The 26,712-nt window shown below is 60.1% G+C and carries 14 protein-coding genes and 9 pseudogenes; 13 read left to right on the forward strand and 10 right to left on the reverse strand.

Translation table 11 applies throughout. The features are described 5' to 3' along the window. Complete coding sequence (locus HB778_RS36430) at positions 1-879, reverse strand: GNAT family N-acetyltransferase (protein WP_183454935.1); 879 nt, start codon at positions 877-879, stop codon at positions 1-3. Continuing rightward, positions 863-2,304, reverse strand: a pseudogene (locus tag HB778_RS43645) (radical SAM family RiPP maturation amino acid epimerase). Before HB778_RS43645 ends, HB778_RS36430 begins: the two are co-directional and overlap by 17 nt. Positions 2,305-2,395: 91 nt before the next feature. On the opposite strand from HB778_RS43645, the gene HB778_RS36440 reads away from it, so the two are divergent. The 3 genes and pseudogenes from HB778_RS36440 (at position 2,396) to HB778_RS36450 (ending at position 5,300) form a co-directional block, all read left to right on the forward strand. After that, positions 2,396-3,379 carry an IS5 family transposase gene (locus tag HB778_RS36440; RefSeq protein ID WP_183465540.1) on the forward strand — a complete coding sequence of 328 codons (984 nt, stop codon included), beginning with the start codon at positions 2,396-2,398 and terminating at the stop codon, positions 3,377-3,379. A 37-nt stretch (positions 3,380-3,416) separates the two neighbouring features. Further along, a pseudogene (locus HB778_RS36445) lies at positions 3,417-4,256 on the forward strand (putative bifunctional diguanylate cyclase/phosphodiesterase); the annotation flags it as partial. A gap of 60 nt (positions 4,257-4,316) precedes the next feature. Beyond that, positions 4,317-5,300 carry an IS5 family transposase gene (locus HB778_RS36450; RefSeq protein ID WP_183465540.1) on the forward strand — a complete coding sequence of 328 codons (984 nt, stop codon included), beginning with the start codon at positions 4,317-4,319 and terminating at the stop codon, positions 5,298-5,300. 4 nt (positions 5,301-5,304) lie between these two features. Here HB778_RS36450 and HB778_RS42210 read toward each other — a convergent pair whose 3' ends face one another. From HB778_RS42210 to HB778_RS36470, 4 genes and pseudogenes are all read right to left on the reverse strand, one after another. Continuing rightward, positions 5,305-5,982: a hypothetical protein gene (locus HB778_RS42210; RefSeq protein ID WP_244662105.1), complete on the reverse strand. Its 678-nt coding sequence runs from the start codon at positions 5,980-5,982 to the stop codon at positions 5,305-5,307. Positions 5,983-6,106: 124 nt separating this feature from the next. Continuing rightward, on the reverse strand, positions 6,107-7,618 hold the full coding sequence (locus HB778_RS36460) for an IS66 family transposase (RefSeq protein ID WP_244662106.1): 1,512 nt from the start codon (positions 7,616-7,618) through the stop codon (positions 6,107-6,109). A 247-nt stretch (positions 7,619-7,865) separates the two neighbouring features. Then, a pseudogene (locus tag HB778_RS36465) lies at positions 7,866-9,493 on the reverse strand (IS1634 family transposase). 253 nt (positions 9,494-9,746) lie between these two features. Next, positions 9,747-10,529 (reverse strand): annotated as a pseudogene (locus HB778_RS36470) (IS1595 family transposase); the annotation flags it as partial. 2 nt (positions 10,530-10,531) lie between these two features. Here HB778_RS36470 and HB778_RS36475 point away from each other — a divergent pair. After that, the gene (locus HB778_RS36475) at positions 10,532-11,131 is read left to right on the forward strand and encodes an ISAs1 family transposase (protein WP_183455034.1); all 600 of its coding nucleotides are present in this window, start codon (positions 10,532-10,534) and stop codon (positions 11,129-11,131) included. Beyond that, positions 11,091-11,672, forward strand: a complete 582-nt coding sequence (locus tag HB778_RS36480; protein ID WP_183455035.1) for an ISAs1 family transposase — start codon at positions 11,091-11,093, stop codon at positions 11,670-11,672. Before HB778_RS36475 ends, HB778_RS36480 begins: the two co-directional genes overlap by 41 nt. 16 nt (positions 11,673-11,688) lie before the next feature. On the opposite strand, the pseudogene HB778_RS36485 reads toward HB778_RS36480, so the two are convergent. From HB778_RS36485 to HB778_RS43245, 3 genes and pseudogenes are all read right to left on the reverse strand, one after another. Further along, positions 11,689-13,038, reverse strand: a pseudogene (locus HB778_RS36485) (conjugal transfer protein TraA); the annotation flags it as partial. Positions 13,039-13,089: 51 nt separating this feature from the next. Further along, positions 13,090-14,069: pseudogene (locus tag HB778_RS36490) on the reverse strand (IS5 family transposase). 204 nt (positions 14,070-14,273) lie between these two features. Then, positions 14,274-14,717 carry a hypothetical protein gene (locus HB778_RS43245; protein WP_348524787.1) on the reverse strand — a complete coding sequence of 148 codons (444 nt, stop codon included), beginning with the start codon at positions 14,715-14,717 and terminating at the stop codon, positions 14,274-14,276. Between the two features lie 51 nt (positions 14,718-14,768). Between HB778_RS43245 and HB778_RS43250 the strand changes: the two are divergent. The 8 genes and pseudogenes from HB778_RS43250 to HB778_RS36530 all read left to right on the forward strand — a co-directional run. Further along, a pseudogene (locus HB778_RS43250) lies at positions 14,769-15,164 on the forward strand (hypothetical protein); the annotation flags it as partial. Between the two features lie 498 nt (positions 15,165-15,662). Continuing rightward, positions 15,663-15,815 (forward strand): annotated as a pseudogene (locus HB778_RS36500) (IS5/IS1182 family transposase); the annotation flags it as partial. 315 nt (positions 15,816-16,130) lie between these two features. After that, a complete protein-coding gene (locus tag HB778_RS36505; RefSeq protein ID WP_183465548.1) occupies positions 16,131-17,084 on the forward strand; it encodes an IS5 family transposase in 954 nt (317 codons plus the stop codon). A 24-nt stretch (positions 17,085-17,108) separates the two neighbouring features. After that, positions 17,109-17,812: pseudogene (locus HB778_RS36510) on the forward strand (IS6 family transposase). Between the two features lie 478 nt (positions 17,813-18,290). Beyond that, on the forward strand, positions 18,291-18,698 hold the full coding sequence (locus tag HB778_RS36515) for a hypothetical protein (RefSeq protein ID WP_183455038.1): 408 nt from the start codon (positions 18,291-18,293) through the stop codon (positions 18,696-18,698). 26 nt (positions 18,699-18,724) lie between these two features. Then, entirely contained in the window at positions 18,725-20,074 is a 1,350-nt protein-coding gene (locus HB778_RS36520; RefSeq protein ID WP_183465549.1) for a trypsin-like serine peptidase, read from the forward strand. Beyond that, positions 20,056-20,970 (forward strand): DNA/RNA non-specific endonuclease, encoded by a 915-nt coding sequence (locus HB778_RS36525; protein ID WP_183465550.1) that lies wholly within the window; start codon positions 20,056-20,058, stop codon positions 20,968-20,970. Before HB778_RS36520 ends, HB778_RS36525 begins: the two co-directional genes overlap by 19 nt. 115 nt (positions 20,971-21,085) lie before the next feature. After that, positions 21,086-21,502 (forward strand): helix-turn-helix domain-containing protein, encoded by a 417-nt coding sequence (locus HB778_RS36530; RefSeq protein WP_183465551.1) that lies wholly within the window; start codon positions 21,086-21,088, stop codon positions 21,500-21,502. 80 nt (positions 21,503-21,582) lie between these two features. Here the strand turns inward: HB778_RS36530 and HB778_RS36535 are convergent, their stop codons facing one another. After that, positions 21,583-26,571: a DEAD/DEAH box helicase gene (locus HB778_RS36535; protein WP_183454940.1), complete on the reverse strand. Its 4,989-nt coding sequence runs from the start codon at positions 26,569-26,571 to the stop codon at positions 21,583-21,585. Between the last annotated feature and the right edge of the window lie 141 nt (positions 26,572-26,712).

Genomic DNA, 26,712 nt, shown 5'->3' on the forward strand with positions numbered 1-26,712 from the left:
TCATGCCACTCTTTTCATGGTGATGCAGGCATAGGCGAGTTCGCTCAGCCACGGTCTCATGCGCCGGAGTGCAAAGCGAGCCATGCGCGGCTCCGTGACCGGAACCGTGAACATGAGGTTGACCAGTTCGGGAAAAGCGCGCTGGCGGCGCGCTACTTCGAGCCACAGCGGCCGCATCAAGGCCGTTGCCTGGAGACTGGGATGGATGAACGAGCAGGTCCAGCGCAGCGTGCTGGAGTCGAGCCGGTGGGTGATCGCCCAGCCACGCACCGTTCCGCCCTCGGCATCAACCAGCGCCAAGCTGGTGTGCGGGTCACTATCCTCCTCGTAGATGAACGGATTGACGTCGTCATTCACGCCGGGTTCGTCGAAATCCCGGATCGTCGCTCGCTGGTCGGCGCCGAGCGACCGCCAGCCAACGATGCGGTAGCGGACCGGCAGGCGCGCCTCGACAAGCCACGGCGTCTCGAACGCCAGCGGCACGGTCGTGTGGCAGACCAGTTTGTTGACCGCGGGTCGGGTCCAGCCGTTTTTCACGAAAAAGCGTGCGGCGTCCTGGTTGTGCTCGCCGACGCGCAGGAAATGAACGCCTCGCCTGAAGCCGAGACCGCGGAACTCCTCTTCGATCGTGCCCAGCATGGAACTGCCAAAGCCCATTCGGCGGAGCATAGGCAGGACGTAGACCGAAAGGAGTTCGAACTGCCCGGAAGGGCCTGGCACGGCCAGGGCAAGTCCTGCGGTCACGTCGGTTGTGCGCGCCGCGACGCCGCGGACCGTGGATGCGAAACGGCTTGTCACCGCGGTCCACACTGCCGGATAGGTAAGATGCCGTAGTTCCTTTAGGCTGACGTAGTCCAGTATCTCAAGGCGAATCGGCATGGTCGACGCCCGTGCGGGAGGTCGCGTGTTTGGCCGCTTCGATGCGGCTCGTTATCCCCTCGCTGGTCTGCCAGGCAAAGCGGTCGTCGAGGTCCTCTTCGATCACCCCCGCCGCGTACAACTGGTCTAGCAGATCGGCGACTGCAAGGGCGCTCGCTCCGTCAGCTATGACGCGCACAACTAACTCCGACGCTGTGCAGTCGCCGCACGCGATTAGATCGCCAACGGAGATCGGAGCGACGTCGTCGAGTATCCGGTGTTCAATGTTGCGTGAGCGGAGGTGGAAGTGCAGGTTCCCGGCCTCGTATTGCAGGTCTCCGCGGAAGCGGATCGGCAGGTTGGGAGGTGGGCTCTCGAGCATATGCTCGTCGATGATGCTCTGGAGCCCCTCCCGGAACTCGTCGGGCGTCCTGAAGAAACGCTCATCCAGGATGCGGTAGCCGAGAGGCCAGCGTTTGCTCCCCGGTACCGGCGTCACCAGTTGTACTCGTCCCCGCGGCATGTTTACGAGGAAGCCGGAAACGCAGGCGATCGTCGTGTGATCGCGCTCCAGCAACGCGATTGCATCGTCGTTGTTTGCTGCGCTGAGTTTCTCCTTTCGCGCGCGCGCGCCCGGCGAAAAGCTTTTGCGGTCAGCGCCTCCTTGCCCTGCAGGACGAGTTCGACCCCCATCAGGTCCTCGGGCGAAAACGCCTCGTGAATCTGATTGAGGTGGTTCGTGCTTAGCACGGAGAAACGATTCGTCACGCCACGGTAGCGTTTGAACAGTTCGAGCACGCGCCTTGTGAGGGCCTGATCCTTGAGCGGGGCGGCCGTCGTCGTTTGTGGTAATGCGCCCGTGATTTGATAGTAGTCGAACAGAAAGCGGTCGTAGTCCGGGTTATCGATCGGATCCGTGGCCCAGTAGCAGAAGCCAGTGCGGGCTGCCGAACCAAACATCTCGCTCGCGACACCGACCACGCCGCGCCAAAGCTCGGCATGCTCCTCGCTATATTCATAATAACCCTCGAAGCGGTCGGCCGACAGGCCGCAGAACCAGCAACCGACGGTGCAGCCTTCGCTCAGCTCGAAAGCGATGACGGGATGCGTGACCGACGGCGCCGATCCGCCCAATTCGCCGTCGCAGCGGCGGATTTGGCGCTCGCGCCACGCATGGAAGCGAGGGTTGACCGTCGACATTTCGCCCTCGTCGCGCAGGATGTCGCGATGGCGCAACATCTCGCGCATATACTCGTCCCACATCACAGCCAGCGGCCACGACGCACACTCCGGCTTGAAGCGGTAATTCAGGTAGCTACCGCGCCAGAGCGGCAGCATCTCCATCGGGTCGACTTCGATGCCGTAGCGCTCGGTTACCGTTCGAGGGTTGTCGACGTTCTCCGAAAGCGCGCTGCGGAACGCCATGTCGCCGACCAGGCGCTCCATGAAGCGCTTGATATGAGCGTTGGTGCATGGATCTTTTGTCAACGGTTTGGCGATAGGCAGGCAGGATCGAAATCAGCTTGATGCGAGTGCCATGCCGTACAAACACAACGCAGATCGTCGTCATCACGTCGGAAAGATGAAATTCAGGGTGACGAATTGGCGTGACTACGAAGCAGGTCTGCGCCGGCGTGGTAGCCTGACCTTATGGGTAACGCCGGAGGCACTGGCGGGATGGCGCGCTCCGCGACGCAAGACCCGCGGCGGCCAAGCCCGGTATTCCGATCTCGCCATTGAGACAGCGCTGACGCTGGGTTGCGTCTTCGCAATGCGGCTGCGCCAGACCGAGGGATTGCTTCACTCGCTGCTGGATCTCATGGGGCTGAAAGTCCCAGTTCCAGATCATACGACGCTGAGCCGTCGGGCACAGAAGTGGGAGCCATCAGCCCGACGAAACCCGCCGCTGCCGGACGGCCCGCTGCATGTGCTTGTCGATAGCACGGGATTGAAAGTCTACGGCGCCGGGCAATGGCTGGAGCAGAAACATGGCGCCAGATCACGTCGCAACTGGCGCAAGCTGCATCTGGCAGTGGATGCCAAAAGTGGCGCGATCATTGCCCAAAGGCTGACAGATCAGGACACGGATGATCCTTCCCAGGTGGCACCGCTTCTCGATCAGATCGACGGCGAGATCGACCAGTTCACAGCCGACGGAGCCTATGACGGCAAGCCAACCTATCGGTCTATCCTGCAGCACAGCGCAACCGCGAACATCGTCATTCCACCGCGTTCCACGGCGGTGGAAAGCCGTGATGCCGGACCGCCTGGTCAAAGGGACAAGCACATTGCCGCAATCGCAAGCGACGGTCGGCTGAAATGGCAGGCAGCCACCGGCTACGGCAAGCGGGCGCTGAGCGAAACAGCCATCGGACGATACAAGGGGCTGATCGGACGGCGCCTGCGAGCACGCTCTCTTCCGGCTCAACAGACCGAGGTTGCCATCGGTTGCATCGTTCTCAACCGCATGCTGGCATGGGCACGCCCGGAGTCTATCCGGCGTCAAGTCACGCAGGCATAACCAACTACATTAAAGATCGAAATGCGTTCGATTTCATATCCGCGCACCAACGCCTATCGGAGAGCATCGCCTGAGGACGACGGCCAGCATCGGCATCGCAAACTACCCCAAGGATGGGGCGAGCTCGGAAACACTCCTGGTCAACGCCGATGCGGCCATGTATCGGGCGAAGGAATTCGGCCGCGACAATTTCCAGTTTTACACTCCCGAATTCAACTCGAGGGCGCATGATAAATTCGTGCTTCAGGAGGAATTGCGAAACGCCGTGGCCCGCTCGGAATTCGTGCTGCTCTATCAGCCGCAAGTCGATCTTCGCTCGGGGCGCGTCTTTGCGGTAGAAGCGTTGATACGCTGGAACCATCCGACACTGGGCGTGGTACCGCCGATGACGTTCATCCCGACGGCCGAGGAGACAGGATTGATCGTGCCGCTCGGCGACTGGATTCTGCATGAAGCCTGTCGACAGAACAAGGCCTGGCAGGATGCAGGATTGCCGCCGATGACTGTGTGCGTGAATGTCTCGGCACGGCAATTTAGGGAAAGGAATCTGGTTGAACGTGTCGTCCACTCGCTTAGAGAAAGCGACCTGAAGGGCTGTTACCTTGAGCTGGAGTTGACCGAAAGCCTCATCATGCAGGACACAGAATTGGCAGTCGCAACGATGAACGAACTGCAAAGCCTGGGCGTTCAGATCTCTATCGACGATTTCGGGACGGGCTATTCCAGCCTCAGTGCACTCAAGAGCTTTCCCGTTGCGCGGCTAAAGATCGATAAGTCGTTCATCAACGACGTCGCCGACGACGAAAACGATCAGGCTGTTGCCAGCGCCGTAATTTCGTTGGGTCAAAAGCTGAACATGAGAGCGTTGGTGCATGGATCTTTTGTCAACGGTTTGGCGATAGGCAGGCAGGATCGAAATCAGCTTGATGCGAGTGCCATGCCGTACAAACACAACGCAGATCGTCGTCATCACGTCGGAAAGATGAAATTCAGGGTGACGAATTGGCGTGACTACGAAGCAGGTCTGCGCCGGCGTGGTAGCCTGACCTTATGGGTAACGCCGGAGGCACTGGCGGGATGGCGCGCTCCGCGACGCAAGACCCGCGGCGGCCAAGCCCGGTATTCCGATCTCGCCATTGAGACAGCGCTGACGCTGGGTTGCGTCTTCGCAATGCGGCTGCGCCAGACCGAGGGATTGCTTCACTCGCTGCTGGATCTCATGGGGCTGAAAGTCCCAGTTCCAGATCATACGACGCTGAGCCGTCGGGCACAGAAGTGGGAGCCATCAGCCCGACGAAACCCGCCGCTGCCGGACGGCCCGCTGCATGTGCTTGTCGATAGCACGGGATTGAAAGTCTACGGCGCCGGGCAATGGCTGGAGCAGAAACATGGCGCCAGATCACGTCGCAACTGGCGCAAGCTGCATCTGGCAGTGGATGCCAAAAGTGGCGCGATCATTGCCCAAAGGCTGACAGATCAGGACACGGATGATCCTTCCCAGGTGGCACCGCTTCTCGATCAGATCGACGGCGAGATCGACCAGTTCACAGCCGACGGAGCCTATGACGGCAAGCCAACCTATCGGTCTATCCTGCAGCACAGCGCAACCGCGAACATCGTCATTCCACCGCGTTCCACGGCGGTGGAAAGCCGTGATGCCGGACCGCCTGGTCAAAGGGACAAGCACATTGCCGCAATCGCAAGCGACGGTCGGCTGAAATGGCAGGCAGCCACCGGCTACGGCAAGCGGGCGCTGAGCGAAACAGCCATCGGACGATACAAGGGGCTGATCGGACGGCGCCTGCGAGCACGCTCTCTTCCGGCTCAACAGACCGAGGTTGCCATCGGTTGCATCGTTCTCAACCGCATGCTGGCATGGGCACGCCCGGAGTCTATCCGGCGTCAAGTCACGCAGGCATAACCAACTACATTAAAGATCGAAATGCGTTCGATTTCATATCCGCGCACCAACGCCCCTCCAGGCCCTCCGAAATCAGCCGCACCACCTGGCGCTTCGAAATGTCGACCCCGATCCCGGTCAACAACGCCGTCAACCGCTCCGTCGTCACCTGGCCTTGAATGTGACAGGCCAGAATGAAGCGGCGCAGGTTCGCGCCCCAGCCGCCGATGATCCCCGCCGGCAACGGCGCCACCATCGTTTCGCCGGTCGGTGTCACCCAGCGCTCGCGGCGATAGCGCACCACCTCGGCCGACAACGCCAGATCGCGCACCAGGATCGTCTCATACCCCTTGAAGCGAGAGCCCGCAGGAGCGCTCACCGCAACCGTCACCTCGCGGCTCACGCGACCGCCGTCGCGCTTGGCGCCGCGCCGGCGGCGCTTGCCCTTGCCAGATGTCGGCTGCGTCGCCTTCTCCATGCCCGATGGCTTGGTCGGCTTGACCGGGGGACGCGGCGGCAGGTCCTTCAGCCGGGCGATCTCATCCTTCAGGGTCTGGTTCTCGGCGCGTAGCGCCTGGTTCTCGATCTCAAGGCTCTCGACCCGGCCTTGAAGACCGCGCACTTCGCCGATCAGCGCAGAAACCAGCCCGCGGAGTTCCGCGAGCGACAGGCCTTCAAGCGAATCAGTCGGTGGTAGCGTCACGCAAACGGTGAATCACGAACGCACGCGCCTGCAAACCCCCACCGCCCGGTAATCTGCCCCGGTTACGTCAAGAAGTAACCGGGGCAAAAGCGGTGGCGTTTGCGGGCCGATCTGCTGTTCGGTTTCAGCGAGCGGCGAGGAGAACGGGAAGCGGCAGGATCTTGCTGCCAGGGATGCCGAGGCGGTCGCCGAGATAATCCCAGAAGCTGACACCGAGTTTGTTGCAGGTCTTCATCATGCTGAGCATGGTGTCGCGGGCGGCACGGCCCTGGTCGCTGTGGGTTCCGCCGCTGATCTTGCGCCGGGTCACCACGCTGCGGATATCGTTCTCTGAGCCGTTGGTGTGGAGCGGAATGTCCGGGCGTTGGAGGATCTTCAGGAAGCTTTGGCGGTCGGTCCGGATGCGCGCGAGTAGACGGTCGAGGGTCACGAACTTGGTCTTCATGCCGACGATCCGGTCGAACCGCCGGGCAAGTTCCCTGGCTCTTCGGGGCGTGGGGCTCAGACACCACGCCTTGATGTCGTTGTAGAGCCACCAGATCCGGCTCTGGATCAGGGCCTTGGCGCGGCGCTGCGGTTCGGTGAAGCTATCGAGGGCATGGATCTGGCGCTCCATATGGACCCAGCACCGCGCGTGCTCGCCGATTGCGAACTGGCCCGCCCCATCACTGAGGATGACGGTGCCGTCGAGGGCCTTTGCTTCGGTCAGACCGCCCCACAACGCGCCTTCACTGGCGATGCGGAACGGGTCCACAGGGCCATCCTTGGGCTCCAGGCCATGGGCGAGTAGATGGGCGTCCCATGACGCCGCGTCCTCGAACCCGGACGGCTCGCGCCCAGCATGCAGAAGATCCGTCGTGATCACCGGCAGCCCGCGCTCCAGCATGTAGGCGCGTGAGGCGGCGTTCAGGACCCACCGGGCCGACCCGCCGTGCAGGAGCTGCAGGAAGTTCAGCCGGCTCTTCGACTTGGTGGTCGTGAACACGGCGAACCGGTCATTGCCGATTTGCGTGCACACGCCATTGACCGCGCCATGGCGGGCCCCGGTGTCGTCGACGCTGACCCAACCGGCCGAAGCGAGCCCGGCCGTCAGAACCTGCTTCGCTTCGGCGACGAAGGCGTCGATCTTGCTGGTCAGGATCCGCACGACCTGACGCTTGGAGATCGACACGCCGAAGTCGCGCAGCAACGCGACGATCCGCTCCACGGTCGATTGACCCTGGTGATAAAGCGACAGCACCAGACGCCGAAGCTCCAAACCGAAGTGCCCGTCGACCCCGTCCGGCAGCGGAGCGACGACGATCCGGCCATCCGGCAAACGCCAGCGGTCCCGATGATAGCGGACCACCCGCACCCCGATCGTCAGATCCTGCACCACGAAACTTGTCCGCCCCACAAACCGCGAGCCCGGTGGCGGCTCATAACAAAGACGGCGCTCTTCGGTGACGATCGCCCGGTTCGAGCCACGCCGCTTCGGACCCGTTGCCGCAGGTGAGCTCCGCTTGGACGACTGCTCCATCCCGCTCGGCTTCAGCGTCGGGCGCGGCGGTAGACCTTTCAGGCGCCGGATCTCATCCTTCAGAGCCGCATTCTCGGCGCGAAGCCCGGCGACCTCCGCCCGCAACTGCAGGATCATGTCGAGCAGGTCCGCAGGGGTCGGCGTTCGAGAATCTGGTGGCTCCGCCATGGCCCGACAGAATCACGCCGCCCGCCAAACCGCCACCCACTCTAACCCGATACACCGAGTCATAACGCCGCGCCCGCCACCGCTTTTGCCCCGGTTACGTCAAGCCCCACTTAAACACCGCCTGTAAGAATATGTTATTATATCAGCACGTTAGGCGCGCGCCGGCGCGTGTTACCACTACATTTTGGGGATGATCTCAGGCGAGTTGTTCGTCGAGGTTGTGTGGCAGAGCGATGCCAGATGCCTTGAAGACGTTGCCCACTTGGCCCGTAACGTGGGTTCTGGTGGTGACGATGCGACCATCCTTTTCGATGGTGGCTTCCTGGAGGCGGTCGAGATCGCGTAGGAGCGGCTGCCCTTCGGGCGTCAGGCCTTTGGCCCGGCAGAGGCGGCGCAGTTCCTTGCTGAGTACGAGCCCCAGGAACGAGCAGAACACATGCCCGCGGATGGCGGCATCGGATTGGTGGAAGATCGGCCGGGTATTGAAGGTTGCCTTGGCGGCGCGGAACAGGCTCTCGACCTCGAGCAAATCGCGATACCGCAGCACGGCCTGGAGCGGGGTCACCTTCGCGTTGGTCCGCACCACGGTGATGCCGTCGTAGCGGGCTTCCTCGGCAAGCTTGCCGACATCGATCTTGAAGTTCTTGCCGCTGGCCTTGAGGTAACGCCGGTAGGCCGAGTTGCCGACCAGTGCCTTGTCGCCCTTCTTGAGCTGTGCCTCGAGGCCGGCGATGATCGCCTGGCGGTCGGCCTTGTCCTTCTCGGCCTCGGCGTCATTGCGGCTGACGATATAGCGGTCTTTACCGACCTTGACCTCTTTGACCCACAACTGAGTTTCACCGCGCTGGCGCTCGAGAACGAGCGGAACCATCGGTGCCGCGTCATTGAGCACGACGTTGTGGATCACGCTGCTCGAGCGTTCGCGGGCCCCCGAATGTATTCCATGCCCAGCTTTTCGAGCGCGGCGATGGTATCGGCGCTGATCATGCCGCGATCGGCGACAACGCAGGCGCGTGTGACGCCGAAGCGCGTTCGCAGCCGATCGACCACCGGCAACAGGACGGTCACGTCAGCGGTGTTGCCGGGCACCATCTCGGTGCAGATCGGCCGGCCCTCGGCATCAACGACCAGCGCCAGGATCATTTGCGCCAGATCGGGGCGGAAGTCCTTGGAATGCCCGCGCTTGCCCAGCGTCTCGCCGCCCGCGCCATGGAAGGACAACGAGGTGGTGTCCATGAACACAAGGCTGAGGTCGGTGAACAGGTCCTGCCGGCGCGCGAAGAGCTTTTCCTCGATCGCGTCTTTCACGCAGCGCGCCACCAGCGCGCCTTGCGCCTTTTCGCCGAGTTCCTCGCCCAGCCACGCCATTGCCCGGTAAAAGTGATGGAGCGCCAGACCCTCGGCGCCCTCGATACCATAATCGGCCATCCAGTTCGCGCAGTCGCGGTCCGAGCCCGAGACGAACAGCCGATGCAGCGTGCCAACGAACACCGCCCGTTCCACCGCAAAGCCGAACTGGCGCCCTTCCAGCACCTCTTCCAGCACCTCGCCGATCCCGAGCCGCTCCCACAGCCGCCCGAACAACAGCGGACCGCCGATGCGGCGAGAGGCAATTCGCCCCGCGTCAATGTCGGACAGGATGAGGCTGCGTTCGCCATGGCGCGCAATCGAGGCCGCCAATCTGTCAAGTTCGCCGCTGGCAACCAGCGCATCCTTGCGGCCCAGCGCCTTTATCGTGCGCTGGCGAACGGTTTTGCCGTCGCGGACACTTTCCACGAGGTAAAGATAGCGGTGGCCGCGCGCGACTCTCTCAACGACAAACATGCCAGCGTTGTTAGCGAATAAATGCCATCACATCCATACAACATACGGCTAGCAGATCAAATGTTGTTACCACACATTTTCGCGCCGAAAACTCAAGGCGAGTGAATTCAATAGCTTAACGGACAGCGTTCGCCATCCGTTCACCTCCAACTGTTCAAGTCGGGTCAAGAAGGTAACCGGGGCAGATTACCGGGCGGTGGGGGTTTGCAGGCGCGTGCGTTCGTGATTCACCCTTTGCGTGACGCGGCCTTTATCAACCAAAGACAGCTACGGCTGATTTGATGATGATGCCGCCATCCGGGCTTCGGCGCATCTGACGACCCGTGGCGGTGCGAAAAACATTCGTCAATTGCAGCGCAGGCGGCACGCGCGACCACAGGGTTCGCACGCTCTCCCGGCCATGCCGGGTTTTGCGAATGACGTTTCCTGTGACGACGCGCTGCGACCATCGGAAGCCGATCTCGTGGAAATACAGGTCGGCATGCTGCGGGCTGATATGATGAAAGACGCCGGCGATGGTACGGCGGACGCGGGAGTTGAAGCCCTCCACCGAATTGACGTGGACGGCCTCGCGCACATACTCACCGCTGGAATGCTTCACGGTCTCATGCTTGGCAAAGCTCTCACCAATGGCCATGAATGCCTTTCACTCGTCGCTCATCAAATGAGCTCCCAATTCGATCTGCGCTTCAATGACGCGTTCGCTTGCTCGCGCCGAGAGACCGGTCACGACCGCGGCACGCGCGTCACCGGCCAGAGTGCCAGGCATGACGTCAGTCGGCCGCCGCACCATTACCATGACTGGCGTTTTATCCGTATTCGCCTGGCCTTTCCGGCCGCGGCCCGGAGGCGGGTCGTCGGGATTCTTTCTGGGCCTTCCACCGAGATGGAAATGGTCGATCTCCACCGTGCCGGCGAGCATGTTCTCCCGCGCCACCATGAGACGCAGTGCATGTCCCATCCGCCAGGCCGTTGGCTGGCTCACCCCGAGCGCCTCGGCCAGGCGCACCGACGACAAGCCCTTGTCGGATTGCACCGTTGCCCGGCACATTGCTGTCATTGTTTTCGCAGATCCCCGATCCACGCCGTGGCCAGGGGCAGATGTATCCCCAGGCGCCGATCCTGCTGTTCACGGTGCTGGCGATGCTGGCCGGGGCGGTTTCGTATCGTCAGGTCCACGCCTTCATCCGCATCCATCTTGTCCGCCTGAACGGCGTGTTCGGGGTCTCGGTGCGAAAGGCCCCAGCCTACTCGACGGTGCGGTTCATCCTTCGCGGTCTCGACGGGGCGGAGGTCGAAAGGGTGTTCCGCCAGCATGCGGCCGGCCTGCCGACGCCCCCGGCCCAAGAGCCGGACGACGCCATGCCGGACGACGTCATGCCGGCGTGCGTGGCCATTGACGGCAAGACGCTGCGCGGCAGCTTCGACGCCTTCAACGATCGCAAAGCGGCGCATCTGCTGAGTGCTTTCGCCAGCGATGGTCAGATCATCCTCGGCCATCTGGCGATCGATGAGAAGAGCAACGAAATCCCCGCCGCCCAGGACTTGATCGCCACGCTGGGCCTGACCGGGCGCATGTTCACTCTCGACGCCATGCATGCCCAAAAAAACCTTCGCCGTAGCCCTGGCCACGGGTAACCATCTGCTGGTTCAACTCAAGGAGAACCAGCCCAATCTGGATGACGAGATTCGCGCCATCGTCGACAGCCGCACTCCCAGCGACACGGCCTCCTCACGCGACACAGTGCGATCCCGGCAGGAGGATCGAACCGTGGACGTCTTTCCCGTCGGCAAGGCCCTCGTCGACAGCGAATGGCAGCCCTTCGTCAAGACCATCATCCGCGTCACCCGCCAAACTTGGCTCCGCAGTGCCGCCACGGGCATGTGGCAGCCGCGCGGCGAGGTCTCATACTATATCTCCTCCGAACAGGGTCTCCCCGCCAAGACTTGGGCCGCCATCATCCGAGGCCACTGGGGCATCGAGAACCGCAACCACTATGTCCGCGACGTGTCCTGCGACGAGGACCGCAGCCGTATCCGCGACAACCCCGGCATCATGGCCAGAGCCCGCAGCTTCGCCCTCAACATCCTGCGTCACAACGGCACGAAAAACGTCGCTCAAGCCCTCTGGAACGGCGCTCTCTCCCTCGATCTCATCCTCGCTTACAAGGCTCTGTAATCAGCGTTGAACAGCCCTGCAGCCGGAACAAGGCCGTCTCGACCGTCTTTTCATAGGCTTCAAACTCTGCTCGCGTTGTCTCGCGCATTTCCTGACCCTCCAAAACGACTTTCTGCAAGGTTACCAGATTGGCGCGGAATTTTGATCCGAAATCTGCATGGACGACATTTACGCTCGCTTCCGCCTGACCTGCCGAAAGGCTTGCTGTCAAATGATCCCGCTGCTGTTCTGCATAAGCGACAACACGCCGATCACCGCTAGCGAGCGCAATCTTCTGCCAACTCTGCGTAGCCTTTATGGCATACTCCCGGCTTCTTTCGGCCTTCGCCAGACTGCGCCGTCCGCCCCGCTTGGCGTCGTACCGTCCCTGTGCCGCCTCGCTGGTCCCGACGTGCTCGGTCCGCCCTTCACTGCTCACCGGCCTCACCTGATTGCGGGTAAAGGCGGGCGGACTGGCGAACTCGCGACGATCGGTCATTTCCATCGCTATTCCCTGCGCCCGAGCCATCTGCGCCATTGTGGCCCGCCACTCCCGAAACACCTGAGGGGTCGTCTCGATCCGATCGCCTGATTCCGATCGCATGGTGATGATCGCGCGGGCATGGACATGTGGCCGCTTGCCCCCCTCGCCTTCTTCCTTCGGGTCATTGGCCGGATCATGCATGGCAAACACATAGCGATGGCCGGCGAACTGCTCGGCAAGGAAGTCACGTGCAGCGTTTTCAAACGCCTCGACATTCGTGCCGGCCCGGGCCGACATGATCAGATGCATCACGTCGCGGCCTTTGCGGCTGTGCAGATCACCGCGCCATTCCTTTTGCACCAGATCGCCAGCGAGCTTTTCGTCACCAACGATTTGGCCGCGGTCGTCGCGAACGTCGCCGTCATGACGTTCGACCAGGCTCCGCAATTTGCCGGCGCCATACTCGACACCGTAGCCGTAGCCTTGGAACGAGAACCGTGCTGCCCCTTGCGCGGCTGCACTGGCGTCATATCGCGCCTGAATGATGCTGGCAGCCCTGTCGTCGCCAGTCAGCCGCTCGCCTTGCCCGCTTCTGAGCACGATCGCCCCTTGAACCGTCAGCGCGCCGTCGGCCTGGCGCGTCACCGCATAAGCATAGCGTCGATCGCCGAACGCGCTCGTCAAACTGTTCCTGACCAGCTCATGCATCGCCTCGTCTGACGAAACCGCCGCAGTCGCAATCTCTACGGTGAAGCTGCCGATATCGCGGCTCTCTGCGCGGTTCTGGAACAGATGGTTCCAGTCGCCCCGCAACCGCGCCAGGTCCTCGCGGCTGCTGATGCGCTCGCCGTTCTCGTTCTCGACGGCGAGCTCGCCGCCGCGCGACACATAATTCAGCATAGCACTGTTGCATGGATTAGACTTTGGACGAGGCAACCCTATCCACTGCATTTTTCATGCAACGCGCTCGAACTTGGGCCGGCCAAGTTCTGTCATCCGGTTAAGAACACGGACGCCAATCTTCGCTTCAGTCTTCTGATTGTCAAAATGTCGCGCTTTGAGTTTGGGCCCGATCACAGCCTTCCATCGACCCATCTGGGTCTCAGCGCGACTGCGCTTGTTGTAGCCGGTGGATTTCTGCCATGCCATCCGCCCTTTGGTCTGGATTTCTGCAATATGGCGATCGCGGACAGATGGAACCAGCACCGATTGAGGGCTGGCAACGGCAGTCTTGGGAGGTGGGATAATGACCTCCACGATCTCACCAAAGCGTGTCGCCAGAAGATCTCGGGTTGGCGTTCCATCATAGGCGCCGTCGGCAATGAACTTCTCGACGGGGCCACCGATCTGGTCCAGAAGTCCTGGTAACGCTGTCGGATCGCCGACATCATCCACGGTCAGATCGGAACAAACAATCTCACCACTGACAAGATTGAGACCAAGGTGCAGTTTGCGCCATCTTTTGCGTTTGGCCTTGGTTTTGTGCTTGTTTTCCAGCCACTCGCCCTCGCCGAAGACCTTCAAGCCGGTGCTGTCGACAACCAGATGGACCGGACCTGATGTTGTGGCTCGGGACTTTGTCGACGGCAACGCCAGCCCTTTGCTCCGGCGAGACAGGGTGGAGAGTCAGGCACGGCAATATCGAACCCCATCAGCGCCGCGACACTGCGCATCAAGCCTTGGGTCTGGCGTAGCGCCAGCCCGTAGACGACGCGCAGGGTCAAGCACAACGTAATCGCCAGATCCGAGTATTTCGGCTGACCACCCCGCGATGTCCGCCTCCGCGCCGTCCATTAAGACAGGGCCTCATCCTTCACCCAGATGGTCAAATCACCACGTTGACGCAGGCTTTCATTATATGCCGGCCAATTCGTCACTTGATATTTCTGCTTGGCAATCTTGTCCCGCCGATCGGCATTGAACTTGTGCGGCATCGTCGAAATCCGGATCAGGAGACTGAAAACCACCGCTCAATATCAGTCGCCGGGTGATCCACGCAACAACGCCGGTTTCGCATGAATCCCTGCCGACCCTCCTACACGGCCGTTTGTTGCGCGTGTGCGGTGGCGGGGCGCCGTATCGTCATCGATACCGGCGCCCCGCGGTTCAGCGACCGGACGATTCGATCCTCTTGCCGTTCAGTATCCCGGCGGCACGACAGGAGGCCGGGGCAGCGAGTCCAGTTGGTTGGCTGCCACCAGAACTGAATCCACTGCGTATCGGTGCGTGTCCGAGGAAGGATCCATTCCGTAGGCTTCCTGAATCATCCGTGATGCGATTTCCCTTTGTTGGTCTTCAGGAACACGGGACAATGCGTTGCGTACACTGTCGGCGAACTCGGGTGAGATCACTTGTGCTTCTGCATATTTTTCCCACGCTACGGGTGCGTTTTGCCTCTGGCGCAAATTGTGGGCAGTGTCTTCATCTGTGTCCGGATGCACTAACGGAATCAACCCCTCAAGACGGTTTTTGAGGAATTCGGCGCTGCTTTTGTCCATCGACCAAGGACCTTTCTCGGCCGGCTCTCCGCTCCATGCGCTGTCTTTCAACCGAACAGCGGGACCGTTGGCCCAGGCATCCATGACCACGGTCGACCTCGGGTCGCGGCTTCCGCGCCGCAGTTCGTTCCAGGTGTGACCCGTCTTGACTGGGATCTCATCACCTTCGTCGGTTATCTCTTTCATTGACACGGAAGCAACAGAGGTCATACTCCGCTCGTTGGCCGCCATGTGTGGGGCGTGGACGATGGCGGAAAGGGGAGCGGCCTGATCGCAGGCCGCCGCTCCCATGACTACGGCCACTGCAACCTCGTTGTTGGCGTCTGGTGCCATCTTTGCAACCGACGATCCGATGCCGTTGTGGCCGTGCGAGGGAATGTCGTCCGCCTTAACGTTTCCCCGGCCATGCTTGAGCAGCAGACGGACGTCGTGAACGGTTTGCCCGGCTGTCGCGAGTCTTATCGGGCTCGTGACCTCGTCATCGACGACATACGCTCCCATATGGTAGGCGGCCTGCTGGATCTGATGTTGCTCCAGAGGAGCATCTCCGCCCCTTCGCAACCTGTCGGGACGCGTACCCAGGGGGACCCTCAGCGCTGATATGCGGCTCTCAAGGTCCGACGCCGTGGGTTCTCGCGGCGACTCTTCCGTGTCATATGTGGCATGTCGAGTCGATCCGGAGGATTTGGAGCAGCAAATTCCCATATCTACACCTGTAGCGGAGTTTCTGATCGCCTAGGGACGGGATACGCGGGAAGCCGCTTAACCGTGAAGGCAAAATATTTAGAGTGGCTACCTGTTATCTCGACTTTGTACGTTTTTGGTCAGGTCCAGGTCCAGAATAGGCTGTTGGTTGCGATGTGGCTGAGCGCCTGATCGAGGGCAGAACACAGCCGCCCATATCGTCGATGTCTTCCCATTTTCGCCGGTGTGACCAGTAGGCGATCCTGACCAGCGTTGGTGCATGGATCCTTTGTCAACGGTTTGGCGATAGGCAGGCAGGATCGAAATCAGCTTGATGCGAGAGCCATGCCGTACAAACACAACGCAGATCGTCGTCATCACGTCGGAAAGATGAAATTCAGGGTGACGAATTGGCGTGACTACGAAGCAGGTCTGCGCCGGCGTGGTAGCCTGACCTTATGGGTAACGCCGGAGGCACTGGCGGGATGGCGCGCTCCGCCATATCCGCGCACCAACGCCCAGCGAGATCCAACGGAGCTGGGGCGTCCCACGGGATGCGCAGACCTGTATTGCGTTCGGGCGAATGTCATGTGAACTCCTAGGCTAGAGACTGCGCGACGGGCCACGCCAAAACACGTATCATGGCTATGAATATGCAATTTGCATGCCACCAAACGGGTTGCGAGAGCGACCACAAATCGGAGGAGTCGCCCCCTGGCCAGCGTTGGTGCATGGATAGCGTTGGTGCATGGATCCTTTGTCAACGGTTTGGCGATAGGCAGGCAGGATCGAAATCAGCTTGATGCGAGTGCCATGCCGTACAAACACAACGCAGATCGTCGTCATCACGTCGGAAAGATGAAATTCAGGGTGACGAATTGGCGTGACTACGAAGCAGGTCTGCGCCGGCGTGGTAGCCTGACCTTATGGGTAACGCCGGAGGCACTTGCGGGATGGCGCGCTCCGCGACGCAAGACCCGCGGCGGCCAAGCCCGGTATTCCGATCTCGCCATTGAGACAGCGCTGACGCTGGGTTGCGTCTTGGCAATGCGGCTGCGCCAGACCGAGGGATTGCTCCACTCGCTGCTGGATCTCATGGGGCTGAAAGTCCCAGTTCCAGATCATACGACGCTGAGCCGTCGGGCACAGAAGTGGGAGCCATCAGCCCGACGAAACCCGCCGCTGCCGGACGGCCCGCTGCATGTGCTTGTCGATAGCACGGGATTGAAAGTCTACGGCGCCGGGCAATGGCTGGAGCAGAAACATGGCGCCAGATCACGTCGCAACTGGCGCAAGCTGCATCTGGCAGTGGATGCCAAAAGTGGCGCGATCATTGCCCAAAGGCTGACAGATCAGGACACGGATGATCCTTCCCAGGTGGCACCGCTGCTCGATCAGATCGACGGCGAGATCGACCAGTTCACAGCCGACGGAGCCTATGACGGCAAGCCAACCTATCGGTCTATCCTGCAGCACAGCGCAACCGCGAACATCGTCATTCCACCGCGTTCCACGGCGGTGGAAAGCGGTGATGCCGGACCGCCTGGTCAAAGGGACAAGCACATTGCCGCAATCGCAAGCGACGGTCGGCTGAAATGGCAGGCAGCCACCGGCTATGGCAAGCGGGCGCTGAGCGAAACAGCCATCGGACGATACAAGGGGCTGATCGGACGGCGCCTGCGAGCACGCTCTCTTCCGGCTCAACAGACCGAGGTTGCCATCGGTTGCATCGTTCTCAACGGTGCTGTCACATTGATTAAGCGGTAAGGAAAGTGAGGTAGCAGCGCGCCCATGACCGTGAGTGCACCGACCTACAAGAACCACCGCTATCCGATCGAAATCGTGGCCCGTGCTGTCTGGCTCTACTTCCGCTTCAATCTGAGCCTGCGCGATGTCGAGGAAATGCTGCTCGATCGCGGGATCGTCGTTTCCTACGAGACCATCCGCCGATGGTGCCGAAAGCACGGCCCTGATTATGCGCGCCGCATACGCCGCAAGGCACCAACGAAAGATGATGTCTGGCACCTGGATGAAGTCGTGGTGCGCATCAACGGTCAGAAGTGCTGGTTGTGGAGAGCGGTTGATCAGGACGGATATATGCTCGACGAGATTGTCCAGACGCGTCGCAACAGCAAGGCCGCCAAGCGCCTGCTGACGCGACTTCTGAAGAAGCAGGGTCTGCCGCCAAAGCGTATGATCACCGACAAATTGCGCTCCTACGGGGCGGCCCAACGCCAGCTCATGCCGAACGTGAACACCGCTCGCATAAAGGCTTGAACAACCGGGCGGAGAATTCTCACCTGCCGTTCCGAAAACGGGAACGAACGCGACAGGGTTTCCGGTCGGTCGGCTCATTGCAGCATTTCGTGTCGATCTTCTCCGCCGTCCGAAATCTCTTCGTCCCCTCCCAGACCAACCGCTCGGCAGCACAAATTCGAACCCATCGACGCCAAGCCATGGCCGCGTGGGAAGCCGTGAGTGCACGGCCTGCCTGAAAAGCGCGGTGTCGGCCTCACGCGGCCACATTTCAAACAACGTGACAACGCCTCCGCCTACCATTCTGAAGCGTTCTGATGCTCGGCAGTCGCACGCGTTGTCGGTTTTGTGACAACGTCGAACGTGAAACACTGCACTATCATCGTGATCGTTTTGTTTTAGTTGGTTTTCCGGTTTGGCGCGGCAGTTGCTTGGATGTGGGGACAATACAATCTCGCGACGCGGACAACAGTTGGCAACGAGGCGCTCGGTTGTCCCGCCGCTTGATAAAGCCCGAGCGCAAAGACGCGCAGGAGGAAACTCGGGCGCCAACTGGTAAGCGGCTAAATCCGACCGGCTCCTGGCAGGTGACGGCAGCGGCGATTTCTCACAGGCTTGGCCGCCTTGGTGGCGATTTTTATTGTCGGCATGTGGCTAGTCGTCCTGACAATGATGATGCAGCGGATCGACATCGAGTTGGAGTTTTAGGATCGCGGCGTGACGATCATGACGTCGTTGCAGGTGCTGGCCTTCGCCGCGGCCGGAGCGCTGTGGGGCGTCAAAGTCCAAGAAAAGGAAACGGAGAAGGCCAAGGACGAGGCCAAGAAGTCGAAGGAGGATGCCCAGGCATCGAAGCTGGAGCCCCACTATGCGCATGCCGGGAAGGACTTGGCGCGGATGTACCTTGACACGATCGGCCAGAAAGCAACCGTCGATCTTCGGCACGAGAGCACTGGCGAGGCGGAAGACCTGAGCCGCCAAGCCACAGCGGTTTGGCCATGTAGAAGTGGTTTCTCTGGGCCTTGGAGGCGGATTGCGGTCCGGCGATCTGGCTCAAACCATCCTTCAGCCATCCGGCAGCATGGAATTGAAGTGAGGTTTGCGAGGATGATCGGATGCCTTTGATCGGTTACTGTGGAGGGTGGTTGGCGATGGATGACGAAATTGATGGCGCGCTGTTAGCGAATGCAGAGGCCGCCGCCGCGCGATGGAAGAACCGCACAAGGATTCGCGAAGCGCGCACTGACGCGCTGATCAGGCATGAGATTCTGGCGGCGGACAGTCCGGATCGCCTGGCTGCGCGATTGAACAACATCATCAGCGATGTCCGGAAATCGGGCGGGGGAATGCTCCCGCCGGAAAGCTCCATCTTGAGGAAGTTTGTGGAGCGCCCCTTGCCCGTGACTGTCGCAGAACTCAGCGACCAGATCGTTAACGAGGTTATCATCGGTGCCCGCGACTTTCTTTCCGTGGAGTTTCTGGACAGAGGATCGGCGGCCGCCCGAAGTGTCGGGCGAGTCCTTATCCGCGCTAATGGAACCCTGAGCGCACGAGGCACTGGCTTCCTCGTCGGACCGGGATTGCTTCTGACCAATGAGCACGTCCTGACCTCGGCGGAGCTTGCGGATCGATGCGTCGTTCAGATGGACTACGAGCAGAACCGCTTCGGCCTGGTGAAGCAGCCTCAGGAATTCGCGCTCGAGCCGAAGCGCTTCTTCCTGAATGACCACAAGCTCGACTACGCGCTCGTGGCGGTTTCTGTGAAAAGCATCCAGGGCGTTGAGATTTCTACATACGGATGGCTTCCGCTCAATGGCGCCCAGGGAAAGATCGCGATCTCGGATGAGGACCACATCAACATCGTCCAGCATCCTGGTGGCCGGGAAAAGCAGGTCGTAATCCGCAACAACCGGGTTCTCGACATGAGGACTGCCGCCGAAGGTCTCGGACCGTTCCTGCATTACGAAGCCGATACGGAGAAGGGCTCGTCAGGGTCACCTGTGATGAATGATGGATGGGAGGTCGTCGGGCTTCACCATAGCGGCGTGCCTGCGATCGACAGCCAAGGGAACTGGCTCCGGAAAGATGACCGCATCTGGGACAAGGAGCAGCACTCGGTCGCGGAAATCAAATGGGTCGCGAATGAGGCCGTGCGGACATCCAGCCTCGTTGCAGCGATCGAAATCGCGCCGCTGGAAAAGGAGAAGCGGGCCTACCTGAATGAAGCCATGTCGGCCACAGCATCCATGGAAACCTTCGCGCCTAGCCTGGTCCCCGAGAGCGTTGCGCACGAGCTGGAGGACACCCCAGTCGTTCGCGATGTGTCGTCCGGGAGAGGCAGCGGTCCCAACCGGGAAATATCGAAGGACAAATGGGAGCCGTCGGCCACCATCGAGGTTCCGCTGAAGATAACCCTTTCCCTAGGCCGGGCCGGCAATCGGTCCGCATCGGCGCCGATGCCGCGCCCGCGCTTCCGGCCGAGTTGCTCGAAGAGAAATTAGAGGCGCAGGATTTCGCCGATCGCGATGGTTACGCCCGCAAGTTCCTGGGCGTTTCCGTTCCCCTGCCCAAGGTCAAGGCCGAGCCGAAATTCGGTGGTGGTGCCTTGGTCGTTCCCCGGCCCGCTCGACCGGATGATCGGACCGAACTGCGCTATCACAACTACAGCGTCATCCTCTGTGCGAAACGGCGCCTAGCCTATGTATCGGCCTGCAATCTGAACTTCGCCGCGAAGGAAACCGCGAGCCGGGCGGATGGGCGCAGCACCTGGAGGAAGGATCCGCGGATCGAATTCGCGGATCAGCTCGGCGCACGCTTCTATGACTACAACGACTACAACAAGGGACACCTGACACGGCGGGACGATGTCGCTTGGGGTGAGACATTCGAGGACGCCGTTGCCGCGAATGACGACACGTTCTTCTACACCAACTCAGCGCCTCAATATTTTCTCTTCAACCAGTCGGACGAATTCACTGGTGCCGGGCTGGACCTCTGGGGAGACCTGGAAAACTTCATCTCCGAGCAGGGGGAAGAGCAGCGTGCGCGTTTGACGGTCTTCAACGGCCCCGTCTTTGGTAAGCAGGACAAGCCGCTACACGACGCACTTGTGCCGCTGAGTTTCTACAAGATAGTGATTTGGCGCGACGTGAGAGAGGATCCGGGTGCAGTGGGCTTCCGGCTCGATCAGTCCGACCTGATCGCGTCATTACCCCAGGAGGCCATCGATCCGGGCCGTTTCGAACTGCGCCAATGTCGGATCGCTGACATAGAGGATCAGTTGGACCTCGACTTCGGGGTGGCGAAGAAGTGGGACCGGCTGGGGAAGGTTGATGTCAGCGAGGCCTTCGGGGCTGAAGGTATCGAAATCGCCAGCTTGAAGGACATCAGGCTCTGAGCGAAAAGTGCGGACAGTCCGAGTCGACATGGTGGCGGTCCCCGCTGGAGTGCACCCCCAGACTGAGACAAGGAAAATCGCGGACAGTTTCCCCGCGAGGAGAGGAAACTGGGGCATGGCCGGACGGCAAAGAGTTATTGATGAGGACCAAAAACTGGAGCTTCTCCAGCGCATGGAGGCGGGCGAAACCGTTAGCAAGTTGGCAGATGAGGTTGGCGTCAGTCGCCAACGTCTTTACGAGTGGCGCGATCACCTCAGGCTTCGTGGCAATTTGAAGTCACGTCGGCGCGGCCGGCCGGCCAGATCGACAGCAGGAGCTGACGGAGTCGCGCAGCCGCGGAGCGCAGTCGACGTGCCGGCACCTCAGGAAAAGGCACTGAACAAGGCCAGGCGCCGGATCAGGGTATCGGAGCAAAACAGCCGAGGCTCTAATCGCCGCTGGATGACACTTCAGTGGCAGGTCAGCAGGGGGATTCGCGCTGGTCGCGGATTTGTTAGCGTGCTGTTTCGTGGTCAGGGAAGCGCGCCATGACCAACTGGACAGCGGAGAGTGAAGCATCGACAAGAGTATCCGTCACTCCCCGATCATACGAGGTGGGCAGTTGATGACGCTTACGTTTGAAACTGTGATGTGGGGGCGGAATGGCGCATTTCTGCGAAAGAAAGTCGGATGAGCATCTGCAGCACAGGTTCACGCCGACGATCGATCAATTCGTGATCGGGCTGATTGAAATAGGACAACAGGCAGCGATAGCAGCCCGCTACGCAGTGAGAGTCCTCAACATTTTCCAGTGCCTTCGGTCCACTAACCGCAGCCGCTGAGAGGCTTCCCGGAGCATAGTGCATTATCTCCAGCGCCTTCTTCGCAACGGCGCGAAAGGCACTGCCATCCTCGACCAACCTGGACAAGACCCCGGCGCCACCCTCCGCGGCCTCGTAAAACAACAGTGCTCGGCGATCCTTTCTTGAGGGCGTCGGCTGTCCCTGGATTTCGCCTTCTTCCACTTGGTAAATGGCCTCGATGCCACGCGCAAAAGCATGCTGGATCGTAGCAACTATTGCCTCCGCCTCGTCTCCAGCAGCAGCCAACCAAGCAGCAGGAAACCGGATGAGCAGCGCGTTTTTCCGGTCCTCTACAACCGGGGTGATGGGTTGCCGACTATTGATCGGTGATCCTTCTTCCGCGTCCTGCGCTCGGTTGTCACTTGCCCAATAGCCGCTTTTCGGATCGATCAAAAACCCGATCTTACTGATGTCCTTGCGGCGGCGGAGTCCCCGGTTGATACGACGCGCCTGTGCGGCAGGCGTAAATTCCGCGGAGAATATTTGCCCCTCTGAATCTTCAAACACTCGGGATCTGACGTCGCTCGGGTCTCGAAACGAGAAGGTCGTCTGGAGTTCATAGCCTTGGCGACGACGCTCTTCGTCGTTGGCGGTTATCCGCTCCACTTGGCGCGTACCAACATTCTCGATCCGATGAAGCTGCTTCGTTATGTTCGATTTGTTCAGAGCGCTGTTACATACGTGGCAGCGTTCTGGCGGCTCTCCGTCATGGGCGGCACCGCAGGCTGGGCAAATTGCCGTGCTGAATGTCGGGAGCAATCCATCTTGCTCGCCACCAACCTCCTTTAACAGGGCGCGATCGACCCGATAGGCACGCCCCTCGTGATAGACAAGGCTGCCTGGCCCGAACTCGGCGATCGCCAGAAAGCGTGCACGCTGAATATACCGCTGTCCTTTTCCGCCCTGATCACCTGGCACGAACGCCATAATAGGGAGACGTGGGAAGTTATAGCCAGGCAGGAACCCTTCCGTTGCCAGATACCGGTACACGTAGAAATCGGAGCCTTGGCCCTCGGCCCCCCGTAGCAAAAGCTTTATCTGGGTGTTTCCAGCCGCTTGCCGTGTTTCTGCGGCAAGGCGTTCCTGCGGTGAGATCGAATAATCTTTTAGAGTATGTGCCGCGTCTTCTACCTGCCGTTCGGCCGCAGCCCACAAATCCCTCCACCGGTCAAAGGTATCGGCAAGGCGTTGAGGCGCGGCAGCAACGACCCGGTTTGTATTGGCATCAACACCAACAAACCACTCCGGTGGCGTGGCGCCAAAGTCATCAGCGACAGCTGACAGAACGGCCGCAACGCGCTTTGCACCGGCACTCTTTGCCTCGTCAGCAGACACCCGGTTCCAGTGATGCGGCAAGAGAGGCTTGCCGGAAACTGTCATGTCGAGGTTATCGGCGATCGACGCCGACAATGCCGCTCCACTGGCAGCCAGCCACTCTGCGTGAAGATGGCTTTCGACAAGTTCGTGATTTTTCAGATCAATAGATGGCGGGAGCACCACGCCATCGACCATCGCGCTTGGACGCTCGAAGAAGTATTGGTCATGCGGGCTTTGTGCCGCGCAATAGGTGACAATTAAGGCTGCCTGACCGCTGCGGCCCGCACGCCCACCGCGCTGAGCGTAGTTCGCTGGCGTTGGGGGCACATTTCGCATGTAGACGACGTTCATCGCGGAGATATCGACGCCGAGTTCCATGGTTGGCGAGCAAAACAAGGTTGGTAGGAAACGGCTATCTTCTCGAAGCTCCTTCAATCGTTCGGCCTGGTCGATCAGAAGTTGCCGGTCGTCTATGCCATAACGAAAGCGAGCCTCGCGGATCTCTCGTAGATCACCCTCAACCTGCGCCGTATGCTCTCGGCCTTCGAAGCCGAAGATTGCCTCGCCGCCGTCGGCCAGAAGCGTCGCGATATGTGCATACAGACCACGGAAAAAAGGATTGTCCCGATCCGGAGCTTGATTTGCTGAAAGCGCAAAAGTGATCGATGACGGCACCAGACGCCAACCATCTCCGCCAACAGGGGAGACGACCTGTGTCGCCAGCCCGTAACGACCTGCTGCTTTCAACAAGCCTTCGACAATTTCCGTGATCTGCTTACCGGTTGCCCGTCTGCCACCGAAGGTCATCGACCGAAATTGCCGGCCGATCGTGCTGGTCGGACTGCCCCGAAGAATCAACTCTTCGTCTTTCGGCGACATCTCACGGCGGGTTGGCGGCTTCGGCATGAATACCGGGGCTGCCAAGAAGCGCTCCTCATCCAGTATCCATGGGGCCTTGATTGCGCTCCGCATTCGACTGGCGAGGCTTTCGATCTTCAGTCGATCCAGGGCATCACATTCGACTGCTAAGCCCTTGCGCATCACGTCCAACAACACCCGAAGCGCCGCCTGACGTTCGAGAGCTGAAGCCGCTCGCAACAAAGGGTAGGTTTCAAATTCCTTGTCGTCGTGTGCGAGGTCATCGAGGGAAATGTAGCGCGCCTCGATCAACCCAAGCTGCTCGAGATTGGGATTCGTGTAACGCCACCCCCGCCGTTGCTCGATCCAGAATCGATGCGTCAGCGATTCGCGGATCACCTTTTCAACGGCCAGCAGCTTGGCCCCCCTAAGATCCGGCTCTACCAACCATTCGGTTCGCCGAGATACATTGGATACCACAAAGCCCAGCATTCGCTGGATCGCCTTGCCGACCTCATCCTCTTGCAACCCTTCATCACCGGCCTGGGAAACGGCTGCCAGAATCGCGCCGCGTAGCAGCGTGACGAATAGAAAGTCGTTGAAATGCCCGGCCTGCAGGGCGGCATCCTGTCGGTTGTCAGTGAAGGCCAAGAGCTTGCGTCTCGTCGCCGGGATGGAGTTTTCCGTATCGTTCATCCAACGCAGGATGGCCGCAATAATAATCGTCGTCGCCGAACTGCGCCCCTCGGCGCCCAAGGCGGCGAGCCGGTTAATGTCACGAGTTGAATCGCTGTGGTGCTCCCCGCATGCCGGGCAGAATTTGAACTTACCCGGCATGAACCAGGCTCGTTGGCCGTCATTGCCGCAGGTGCCGTCCGGAAGCACCGATACAAGCTCAGCCCTCGTCTTGCGGTACGTCGCTTTTAACCGCAATTCGCCCGATTTTGTTTCTTCAAGCCAAGCCTCGGGATAGTCCTCATCCCGACCATGGAACGTGAACTCGCCATCCACGGGCTCGGGCATAAGGAAGCCCCAGCGTTCAACGATGCCCTCAGCCTCTTCGTCATCATTGAGGGGGACATCATCGATCTCACGCTTCTCAAATGATTTTGCGCCATTGTCGTCGACCAGCGTGACGGGATGGTTTTCCTGCCCACACCGCCGGCAGAAATAAGCGCTATATAGTCTTTTTGTCGGATTTTCCGGATCGAAGATTTGTCCATCAAATGTGACCGAGCGCGAACCCGAGGGATCGAGGGTCGTGTACAGACGACCTGCGCCTGAAATAAATTGATGTAGCTTAAACGCGAAAAGAGGCTCGTCACTGCCGCCGCTATGGCCTCGGAGTTTCTCCGGCAAGCTAAACGCCAGTAGCGCGTTTTTTAATGCCAGCTCGCATGTCTCGACGGCTTCGCCGGATTCACTAGATAGTAGGACCGCCGCCGTCTTCAGCGATAGGGAGCGCGCCCGCTGCGGCTTCTGGTCTACCTCTCGAGGGCCGAGCCTAGTCTCTACCCAGATGGCAAGATCATCACGAGCGATCTCACCATTTGATTTCCCGTAATAGGGCGTACCTGAAGCCGCGCTGACCACAGCGTCACTCAGTCGAGATAGCCCTCTGTCAGCGGATTGATCTGGATCCGTCGCGCGGCGCAAGGTTTCTGTAACGATCGCGTCTCGGCCGATGTTCGTCCCAAATAAGCGGGACGCGACATCAGCAACAACCTGATTGCGATCTTCTTCGCCGCCTTCGCTGGCCATTGTTGCCGAGGTGCCAATGCAAATCGGCGGATGCCGGGGATCGCCAGCACGCGCCCGCAGACGGCGCATCAGCATCGCAACATCTGCCCCATGGCGCCCTCGATACGTATGTAGTTCATCAAGAACAATAAATCGAAGGCCGCTACAATTTTCCACGACACGTCGGTCAAGATCTGACTGCCGCGTCATCAGAAGCTCGAGCATCATAAAATTGGTGAGCAAAATGTCCGGGGGATTGTTCTTTATCTGCTCCCGTTCCTCCGAATTCTGCTGACCGGTGTATCGAGCGAAGGTCACGGGCACTGCATGGTTTTGATCTGCGAGAAATTTCTTCAATTCCTCAAGCTGGCTATTAGCCAAGGCATTCATCGGATAGATGATTACCGCTCGGGTCCGCGCATCCTCGCCAGCCCGCTTCGCCTTAACAACGGCATCAACAATCGGAATAAAGAAACAAAGGGACTTACCCGACCCGGTGCCGGTCGTTACGACGAAGCTCTTTCCGTCCAGTGCAAGGCCAATTGCCTGCTCCTGATGGCGACGTAACTTCAGAGTCTTGTCGGAGGCGCCGGCAGCGGCGCGTGAGTCCCGGAATATCTGAGCGCAATCATCGATCAGCCCTTTTGGGCCAACAAGGCTTTGGACCGAGCCGCCACCTTCATAGTGCGGATTAAGCTGAATTATGGGTTCAGGCCAGAAACGACGCCCGGCGTAGAGATCGGTTACCTTCTCCAGAATTTCTGACGAACGTATCCGTGTAAAGGATCTGGCAAATCCGGTATATTGAGCCAATAGACTATTATTTAGCGAAAAGACGTCCACAAACTTACTGCCTTCCCAAAATAGAATGCCTGGATTGACAGAGCATTCTCTTTTTCTTTAGACCGGTGTCCGCCGGCAACCAGCTCTGTTCGTCATTTCCAGCATCAACAAGCGGAAGCAGAAACAGACGGAGATCGACGA

It is taken from the genome of Mesorhizobium huakuii (assembly GCF_014189455.1).
GTDB lineage: Bacteria > Pseudomonadota > Alphaproteobacteria > Rhizobiales > Rhizobiaceae > Mesorhizobium > Mesorhizobium huakuii_A.